Annotated in this window: 9 protein-coding genes; 7 read left to right on the top strand and 2 right to left on the bottom strand. The window is 49.6% G+C overall.

Features of this window, described 5'->3' with window-relative positions; genetic code table 11:
• The first annotated feature begins 2 nt into the window (after nucleotides 1-2).
• The 6 genes from rimM (at nucleotide 3) to Q1K24_RS00705 (ending at nucleotide 5,875) form a co-directional block, all read left to right on the top strand.
• Nucleotides 3-533 (top strand): ribosome maturation factor RimM, encoded by a 531-nt coding sequence (rimM, locus tag Q1K24_RS00680; RefSeq protein ID WP_300364621.1) that lies wholly within the window; start codon nucleotides 3-5, stop codon nucleotides 531-533.
• Nucleotides 533-1,249, top strand: a complete 717-nt coding sequence (gene trmD / locus Q1K24_RS00685; RefSeq protein ID WP_300364623.1) for a tRNA (guanosine(37)-N1)-methyltransferase TrmD — start codon at nucleotides 533-535, stop codon at nucleotides 1,247-1,249. Before rimM ends, trmD begins: the two co-directional genes overlap by 1 nt.
• On the top strand, nucleotides 1,230-1,589 hold the full coding sequence (rplS, locus tag Q1K24_RS00690) for a 50S ribosomal protein L19 (RefSeq protein WP_300364625.1): 360 nt from the start codon (nucleotides 1,230-1,232) through the stop codon (nucleotides 1,587-1,589). The genes trmD and rplS overlap by 20 nt, the downstream gene beginning before the upstream one ends.
• Nucleotides 1,590-1,752: 163 nt before the next feature.
• A complete protein-coding gene (locus Q1K24_RS00695) occupies nucleotides 1,753-2,313 on the top strand; it encodes a peptidylprolyl isomerase (protein ID WP_300364627.1) in 561 nt (186 codons plus the stop codon).
• Between the two features lie 198 nt (nucleotides 2,314-2,511).
• Entirely contained in the window at nucleotides 2,512-3,651 is a 1,140-nt protein-coding gene (locus Q1K24_RS00700; protein ID WP_300364629.1) for an FIST N-terminal domain-containing protein, read from the top strand.
• A gap of 1 nt (nucleotide 3,652) precedes the next feature.
• Nucleotides 3,653-5,875 (top strand): EAL domain-containing protein, encoded by a 2,223-nt coding sequence (locus Q1K24_RS00705; RefSeq protein ID WP_300364631.1) that lies wholly within the window; start codon nucleotides 3,653-3,655, stop codon nucleotides 5,873-5,875.
• A gap of 37 nt (nucleotides 5,876-5,912) precedes the next feature.
• Here the strand turns inward: Q1K24_RS00705 and Q1K24_RS00710 are convergent, their stop codons facing one another.
• Nucleotides 5,913-6,995, bottom strand: coding sequence for a hypothetical protein (locus tag Q1K24_RS00710; RefSeq protein ID WP_300364633.1), 1,083 nt, complete (start codon nucleotides 6,993-6,995; stop codon nucleotides 5,913-5,915).
• A gap of 438 nt (nucleotides 6,996-7,433) precedes the next feature.
• Nucleotides 7,434-7,892, bottom strand: coding sequence for an SsrA-binding protein SmpB (smpB, locus tag Q1K24_RS00715; RefSeq protein WP_300364635.1), 459 nt, complete (start codon nucleotides 7,890-7,892; stop codon nucleotides 7,434-7,436).
• 135 nt (nucleotides 7,893-8,027) lie between these two features.
• Here smpB and Q1K24_RS00720 point away from each other — a divergent pair.
• A partial coding sequence (locus Q1K24_RS00720; protein ID WP_300364637.1) for a DUF4382 domain-containing protein occupies nucleotides 8,028-9,631 on the top strand: 1,604 nt, incomplete at its 3' end.

Below are 9,631 nucleotides of genomic sequence, written 5' to 3' on the forward strand. Positions count from 1 at the left end.
AGGTGAAGGAAGCCGACAGACTGCCGGTTGCACGAATCGGCAAAACGGTTGGCCTTCGCGGCGATCTGCGCCTCAATCTGCTGTGCGATTTCCCGGAACAGTTCAAAAAGGGTGCCACATTCATGAGCGACCGCGGCGATCTGACCATCCGCTCTTACAATGCGGAACGCGGGACCGTGCGATTTGAAGGCTTCGATACCGTCGACGACGCGAAGAGTCTGACCAATGCCTATCTCTATACGACGAAAGAGATGGGCGAAGCGGCATGCAAACTCAAAAAGGACGAGTACTTCTGGTATCAGATTATCGGCCTCGATGTGGAGGATTCCGGTGAACTTCTGGGAAGCGTAAATGAGATCGAAAGATTGGCCGGCACCGATTATCTGGTCGTCGAGACGGCGGCAAGACTGGTAGAAAAGGGTGCTGCGAAAAGCTTTCTGATTCCCTATATCGATCGCTACATTGACCGGGTCGATCTGGATGCGAAAAAGGTTCTGACAAAGGGAGCCAAAGCGATTCTGGACGCGAGCTGATGCGGTTTACGTTCGTCACGCTTTTCAAGCCGCTGATGGAGGGCTATTTTGAAGACTCCATTCTGAAACGGGCGATCGCGAAAGGGCTTATTTCGGTTGACTACCTCAACCCCCGCGATTTCACGACCGACAAACACAGAAAAGTCGATGATACGGCAGCGGGAGGCGGGGCCGGAATGGTCATGATGGCGCAGCCTCTCTACGATACGCTGAACCATCTGAAAAAAGAGTCACCGGACGTGCACATCATCGTGACGTCCCCGGTGGGCAAACCTTTCAGGCAGTCGGATGCAAGACGTCTGGCTTCGCAGAAGCGGCACGTGGCTTTTGTGAGCGGACGGTACGAAGGTATCGACGAGCGCCTGATTGAACTGTGTGCCGACGAGATTTTCTCGATCGGCGACTATATACTGACCGGCGGTGAACTGCCGTCGCTCGTGATGGCCGATGCCGTCTGCCGGCTCGTTCCCGGTGTGCTTGGGAATGTGGAGTCGCTCGAGACGGAAAGTTTCGAAACGACCCTGTTGGAGGCACCGTCGTTCACACGACCTAAAAGTTTCCATAATTTAAGTATTCCTTCAGAATTATTAAAGGGAAACCATAGTAAAATTAACGCCCTGAAAAAAAGGCTGGCATTAGCCAAAACAAAATATTTTCGACCTGAACGATATTTGAAATTTACCCAAAGGGAAAGTGATGAAAAATCGATATATTGAGTCTTTCGAACAAGCTCAGATGGCAAGCAAGAATATCCCGGATTTCCGAGCCGGCGATACGGTCCGCGTCGCGGTCAACATCAAAGAGGGTGACAAAACCCGTGTACAGAATTTCGAAGGTGTCTGTATCTCCATCCGTGGAGAGGGAACAGGCAAAACTTTTATTGTCCGGAAAATCGGTGCGAACAATATCGGTGTCGAGCGTATCTTCCCACTCTACAGTGACAGTATCGAAGGTATCGAAGTGGTGCGTCGCGGTCGTGTGCGCCGTGCAAAACTCTACTATCTCCGCAGTCTCCGAGGCAAAGCGGCACGTATCAAAGAGCTTCGCCGCAAATAATAAAAGCCCCCATTCCCTTTGGGGCTTCTTTTTTTCTCCCTTTTACGAACGGTGGATATTCCACTGTTTCCCCAACACTATCTTTTTTAACCTCTATTGACAAGATGCCATATCGCAATGAGTTTTGCTAAAATATGTTCACTGAGACAATGTAAGGTTTTTGATGAAACGAACTCTTTTCATACTGCTTGTTGCGGTCTGTTTTTTGCAGGCAAACCCGCTGACGGATCCAGCGGAATCCCAATACCATCCTCTCGTCCGTATGCAGACAACGATGGGGGATATCGTTCTGGAGATACGTCCCGACTGGGCTCCCCTCGCGAGTGAAAATTTTCTCAAACATGTGAAGGAGGGATACTACGATGGTGTACCCTTTCACCGGGTTATCCGGGGCTTCATGATTCAGAGCGGGGACCCCACCGGAAGCGGTCGGGGAGGCGATTCGATCTGGCACAAACCGTTCAAAGACGAATTTGCCCCCAATGTCGTTTTCGACCGTCCGGGTATGCTTGCAATGGCCAATGCCGGACCCAATACCAACCGCAGCCAGTTTTTTATTACTGTCGGAAGGGCGCCCTGGCTCAATGGCCATTACACGATTTTCGGATATGTCAAAGAGGGTATGCAGACGGTATATAACATTTCGAAAGTGGCAACGGACAGGAGAGATATGCCTATCCAAAAGGTAACCATCGTTAAAATCCTTCTTCTGCCTTCTCCGTAAAGCTTGAAGAGGAATTTTAACTATTTCAATGGTAAATACGATATTATTGAAATATATACACTATATCCCTGTCTGCGGCTTCAGCGTCGTGCAAAATGCGAGATTGGACAGGAGAAGTCGGAGTGGGGCTGTGCCGGTAAGTTGTCACAATATTGTAAAATACAATAATATTATCGATTGGTAGAGAAGGAACAATAGATGAAAATCCGAATGTATCGCTATCTGGATGGGTGGAACGAACCGTTCGACACCTCACTCGACTCCGAACGGACCATGGTGCTGATGTTTGGCGAAATGGGGCGCAACGAGCGTGTACAGGATGCCATCGGGGAAGTATGCCGCGCCTATCCGAAATCAAAAGTTGCCGGATGCTCGAGTGCCGGTGAAATTTTCGACAACGAACTTTTTGAAGATTCACTCGTGGTTGCGGTCGTTCAATTGGAGAAAAGCCGGGTCAAAAAAGCCGAACGCTCCATCGCTTCACCGGACGAATCCGAAAGAATCGGCAGGGAACTTGCCCAGGCGCTCACAGCCGACGACCTCAAAGCCGTGTTGATCATCAGTGAAGGATTGACGATCAATGGAACGGAACTGACGCAGGGACTGAACAGTGTTCTGCCGGAACATGTCGTTGTGACGGGAGGATTGGCCGGCGATGATGATCGATTCGAACGCACCTATGTGCTTGAAAGCGAGTGTAATCCAAGATCGGGCCTGGTCAGTGCGATCGGTTTTTACGGTGATCACTTCCGTATCGCATCCGGGTATCAGGGAGGATGGGACAAATTCGGAATCGAGCGGGAAATCACCTCCTCTCACAAAAATATTCTCTATACACTCAACAACGAACCGGCACTTGAAGTGTACAAACGCTATTTGGGAAAACATGCCGACGAACTGCCGGCCAGTGCACTCCTTTTCCCCCTGGCGATACGTGAATCGAAGGATGGCGAAGAGATCAAGGTGCGTACTGTGCTGGCAGTCAACGAGGAGGAACAGTCGATTACATTTGCCGGGGATATGCCGGAAGGAGGGTTTGCGACGTTTATGAAGGCGAATTTCGACCGGCTGATCGATGGTGCATACGAAGCGGCGGAAACAATGGCGGAGGGAGAGGATGTCAAAATGGATGCCCTCAGCATTGCAATCAGCTGCGTCGGCAGAAAACTGCTGCTGAAACAACGCACGGAAGAGGAACTGGAAGCGACACTCGACGTCCTTCCGGAAGGAACACGTCAGATCGGTTTTTACTCCTATGGCGAAATTTCCCCGATGCATTCGGGGCAGTGCGATCTGCACAACCAAACGATGACACTGACGCTGATCTGGGAAGTATAATATGCACCGACTGCTTCGGCGAATCCTGAAAAAGAGCGGGTTGGCGGCCGATACGACACCTTCGATTGACGAATGGCACAAATTTCTCGAAAAACTCGACGATACATTTGTCAACAACGATGAAGACCGTTATCTGCTCGAACGCTCTCTTGATATCTCGTCAAAAGAGATGGAGGAACTGCTCGAAGCATCGAAGGAGAGTTATCAGCAGCGTATCACTGCACTGATCAAAGTGATTCCCGATCTAATTTTCTACGTTGACGAAGATGGAAGATATCTCGATATCCTTTCGCAGGGAAGAGACGAACTTCTCTACCTCCCCAGGGATGAGGTGATCGGAAGAAAGATCGATGAAATCTTTCCGCCGGAGTACGCCAAGATGTTTTTCGATGCGACGAAAGAGGCGATCGAAACAAACCGGTTGAAAATCATCAACTATCCCATGATTGTAAAACACGAAAGACTCTTCTTCGAAGCCCGTATCATGCCGACCAATATGAAAGAGAGCGGCAAACGTACGGCCATAACAATCATCAGGGATATGACGGCGGAGAAAAAATCGATCGACTATCTCAACGTCATCAAGAAGATTTTCGAAGATGCAACGGAAGGGATTCTGATCGCATCGACCGATGGCAACTACTTTGAGGTCAACGATGCATTCAGCCGGATGCTCGGTGTCGAGGATGGCGAACTTTCCGATTTCAGCATGGAGAATTTCAGCCGCTTTTTCGACCAGGAGACAATGAACAACATTGTCAGAATGATTGAAAATAAAAATTTTTTCCATGGTGAAGTCACGATATTGAGAGAAAACCATCCGAATCTGCTTGCGTGGCTGACGATCGATACCGTCTTCAATGAGAGCGGGGAGGCAACGCACCGTGTCGCGATGCTGACCGATATATCGGAGTTGCAGAAATCACGCGAAAAACTTCATTTTACTGCAACCCACGATGCCTTGACACAGCTGCCCAACCGGATGCTGCTTTTCGAACGTCTTCAGGAGGCTCTGAAACGGAGCAAGCGGAGTGCGTATGGCGGCGCGCTTTTTTTCATCGATCTCGACAACTTCAAAGAGATCAACGACACGGCGGGCCACAGTGCAGGAGACAAAGTGTTGCTGGAGTGTTCCCAGCGTATTCAGAATATTCTGCGCGAGAGCGATATTTTTGGCCGGCTTGGCGGAGATGAGTTCCTGCTGATTGTCGAGAATGTCGATCATATCGATGCACCGATGTACATTGCGAAGAAAATCATCCAGGAAATCAACCGGCCATTTCATGTTGGCAATGAGGTATACGAACTGGGTGCGAGTATCGGTATTTCTCTCTTTCCCGAAGACAGCAACGACAAGGATGAATTGATTCAGTTTGCGGATATGGCGATGTATCGGGCCAAAGAGAAGGGGAAAAACCGCTTCCAATACTACTCCCGGTCACTCGACAACAACGTCAAGCGTCACTATATGATCGAACGTGCCCTGAAAGATGCATTGCGTCACGGGAACTTCTATATACTCTATCAGCCGCAACTCGATCTGAAAACGGAACGTGTAACCGGGGTCGAAGCCCTTCTGCGTGTCAATGAGACGATCATCGGCCTTATCCCTCCGGCGGAGTTTATCCCGATTGCCGAAGAGAGTGACCTGATCATCAAAATCGGAAAATGGGTATTCGAAGAGTGTTGCCGCCAGATAGTGGAGTGGACCGAAAAAGGGGTGAAAGATATACTCGTAGCGATCAATCTTTCACGACGACAACTGATGGACGAAAATTGGAGCAGTTTCGTCGAGGAGATGATCGGAAAGTATGGAATCGATCATGCTTCCATCGAGTTCGAAATCACCGAAACCACATTCATGCATTCGAAAAAATCGGGCTATCGGACGATCGAAAAGTTACAGAACATGGGATTCAAGTTTTCCATTGACGATTTCGGTACCGGCTACTCCTCTCTGGCCAATCTCAAACAGTTCACTGTCGACAAACTCAAAATTGACCGGTCGTTCGTCATGGATATCGAAACCAACGAATCGGATCGCGCCATTGTCAATGCTTCCATCGCACTCGCACATGCACTTGGTGTGACGACGATTGCCGAAGGGGTGGAAACCGCTGCACAGAAAAAGATTCTAAGCGAAATGGGATGTGACGAGATGCAGGGCTTCTATTTCAGCAAGCCCAGAAAGGCGAAAGACATCACTCCTCTTCTTCTGCGATGAGCCTTCGGAAAAAAAGAAGCCTTCTCTCTTCATGCCATCAGACAATTTTCTGTGACGCATCTGTCGTTTCAATTTTTAGAGACTCTTTTTCCTCTTCCGGTTTTTCGTATTCCGGCATGGTGGGCTCCTCCGATACCGAAACCAGCTCCTCCGGCGCAGGGATGGGCCTCTCTTCAATCAATGCGAGAACGAGACGCTCACCGTTTGAGATGGCCATGGAAAGCTGCTTCGAAGGGGTTCCTTCCGAGGTTACGATGGCGATGTTAAGAAGCGGTACAAGGGATTCTTCACATTCCGCGGCACGTTTGACAATATCTTTCGAGCTGTTTTTGTAGGCTTCGAAGTCCCTTCCTTCGGTGTGAATGATGCGCTGCAGAATGGCATTGAACTCCTGCATATAGATATCGCAGGTGTAGAGAATGTTCTCCAATGCATCGAGTTCCTCGAGCAATCTGCCGATCGCATCGGTATAATGGGCTTTTTTCTGATGATATTTTTCCGCTTCGGCATGAACCTCTTCCGCTATAGCCAGATTGCGTCTGGCCGCTTTGCCCATCATGATCGACCAGGTGATCATCCAGACTGCGATAACTGCGATACCGAGACCGACCGCGCCGAAAAGCGGACTGCCCATCTGCGGGTCGAAGGCACCACCGCTGAGCCATGTCAAAATCTTTTCCAGACGGGAAATATCCATAAATGTCTCCGGTGCAAGAGGCTGGCCCGTTCCGACGGCTCCGATGATGAGTGCTGCTGCAGCCATGACAACCACGGCGATCAGTGAAGCGAAAAAGGCCCCTCCCTTTCCTCTACGCACCTCTTTGATCTCCACCGGTTCGATATCGGCTTTTTCGTAGAGTGACTGAAGCTGTTCGGCGAGCGCCCTTTCGGATACCGGGGTCAGCTCGATAGGATTTTCGTTTTCGATCGTTTCGAAACGTTCACGGAATTTTGCAAGCGTCTGTTTGATCAACCGCAGGCGTGTTGTATCGATCTCGCTGATCTTCTTTTTCAGCCGCTCTCTGGCATTGATGAATGTTTCATCGATCGAGGCAATCAGCTCTTTCGCATCCTCTATCAGCTCTTCCGCCCTCTTTTGATTGTGCATGGTCGAAAACATCTCACCTCCTTCAATAGAACCTCTCTCATTCCTTCCCCTGCCGTACCAGGCGCTATGCAAGCATCCCACTGTGTCAGGTGCTGCTTGAGACAGGTTTTCGCTCTCTTCCTTTATTGTGCCAAAAAAAAACATAAAAACGGGCCCGATACAGTCTGGAAGAGGGCAGTGGTGGAAATGTCGGCATTCCATAAGCTGATATTCTATTAAAAATTATAATAAACAATAATTTTGAAAATATTGATAAGAATTGATAAAATTAATTGAACATAAAGGTTTGAGAAGAGATAATGCAATTACAAAATTTTATAATAGGAGTGGTTATATGACACCGATGGAGCTTATCGCAACCGTATATGCTGTCGCAGCTGTTGGCATTGCACCGACCTGGACAATTTTCCAGATGAAAAAACATTAAACCTGCTGGTTTGGAGATATTTTCTAATATCTCTGTTTCATCGCCGCCTGCGCTTCGCGTTCGACGGTTTTTCTCTTCAATGCCTCTCTTTTATCGTGTAGTTTTTTCCCTTTTGCCAGTGCGATCTGCAGTTTCGCTTTGTTCCGTTCGTTGAAATAGAGCATCAGGGGAACGATCGCCAGACCCTCCTGTTTGACCCTGCCGTACCATTTGTCGATCTGTTTGCGATGCAGCAGCAGCTTCCTGGGCCGCTTTTCATCCGGTTTGTAGTGCGGATTGGTGCTTTCGAGAAACGAGATGTGCATGCCGAAAACCCACATCTCCCCTTTGACGATGCGGACATAGCTGTCTTTCAGATTTACGCGTCCCATGCGGATCGATTTGACTTCGCTTCCCAGCAGTTCGATTCCCGCCTCGAGTTTTTCGATGATTTCGTAGTCGTGAAAGGCTTTCTTGTTTTTGGCGACGATCCTGATCGGCATGACTCTCTTTTCGGAAAAATATTGAGCGTATTATACATCAAATGACCGGACCGTTTTATCGCTAACGTTCCGCTAACGGTTTTGTGATAGCATTGGCAAAACAGGATATCCTGCAATCGGTAAAAGGAGATGAGTATGAGGAAATGGATGATGGCGCTGCTCTCGGTTATGGCAGCACTCTTTTTCGTTGCGTGTGGTGGCGGGGGCGGCTCCTCGGACGGAAGCGGATCGGTGTCGCTCTATATGACGGATGCGCCGCTCCTGGATGAGAATGTGACAGCTGTTTACGTGACGATCGACTCCATCGAGTACAAACGGACAGGTGGTTGGCAGGAGTTCGAGGATTTCAGCGGGCCCAGAACGGTGAATCTGCTCGAACTTCAAGACGGAAAGCGCATCAAACTGCTCGATGCGACACTGCCGGATGGTGCGTATAAGCTGCGCTTCAGGCTCGATGCTTCGCAGTGCCGTATAGAGATCGACAACGATGACAATGAAACGCTTTTCGTTCCCAGCGGAAAGATCGATGTAAAAGGTTCGGTTATCATATCGGACGGGCATGTGGAAGCGACGGTCGACTTTGATCTCCACAAGTCGGTGCTGCGTACAGGATTCGGTTATCTGTTGAAGCCTTTTTTGCGTGTGGCCCATGACAGCCTGTCGGGGTCGATCGAAGGGAATATCACCAATATCGGCGATTTCGACCCCGCACTCGAAAGAGTCGTGGTCTATATTTATGAAAGAGGCGATTTTCGTCCCGAAGAGACGATTCCCGACGAAAACGGTTCGCTCTTTACGGAAGCGGTCAGCAGTGCGAAGGTCGATATGGATACAGGGGCTTTCACACTCTCCTATCTTCCGGCGGGACGATACGACTTGGTCGTGGCAAGGTATATCGACTACGATTTCGCCGAAGTACTGGGTATGAAATGTAACGTCTCCGTACACCATGGTATCAATGAGGTTTCGATTGACACGACCGACATGGAAGAGTCCTGCGAGATAGGTCAGTGCGAGGAGATGCGTGATGTGCGGGGGATTTTCGTGCATGTTCGTGAGATCAGGTATCATCACTCTGGGGCAGGCTGGATAACCGCTCAGGATTTCAACGGATCGGCCACCTTCGATCTTCTTCAGCTGCGAACCGACGAAGGTATGAGGCTTGCAGGCGTGACACTTCCGGCCGGCCACTATACACAGATTCGACTGCTGCTCGATTCTGTTGCAAATAACCAGGGCCATCAATACAATGAAGGCTCCTATGTGCTGTACGAAGACAATACGACAGAGAATCTCTTCGTTCCGAGTGGGGCACAGAGTGGATACAAGCTGACCGGTGATTTCGACCTCGCACACGATGCCAATGTCACCCTGAAAGCCGATTTCGATCTTTGCCATGTACTGCATGAGACCGGGAATGGCAAAATGATGCTGAAACCGACCGTCCATCTCGATGATATGGCGGCGCTGGGAGCCATCGAAGGAGAGATTCTCGATATCGGCGATTTCAATGCGACGAGCGATGCACTTGTTGTCTTCGCCTATGAAGAGGGTACCTACGAGACAGACGAAACCACCCCGGTTCCGGATGAGAACGGGACCCGTTTCAACAATGCGGTCGCAAAAGCGGATGTTGATATGGCAAACGGTGCCTTTGCCTTTGCCAACCTGGGTGAGGGTCTCTACGATCTCGCTGTAGCGAAATATGTGGATGGAAATTACAGCGAAATGCTGGGATT

Origin of the sequence: Hydrogenimonas sp. (assembly GCF_029932565.1) — a bacterium.
GTDB lineage: Bacteria > Campylobacterota > Campylobacteria > Campylobacterales > Hydrogenimonadaceae > Hydrogenimonas.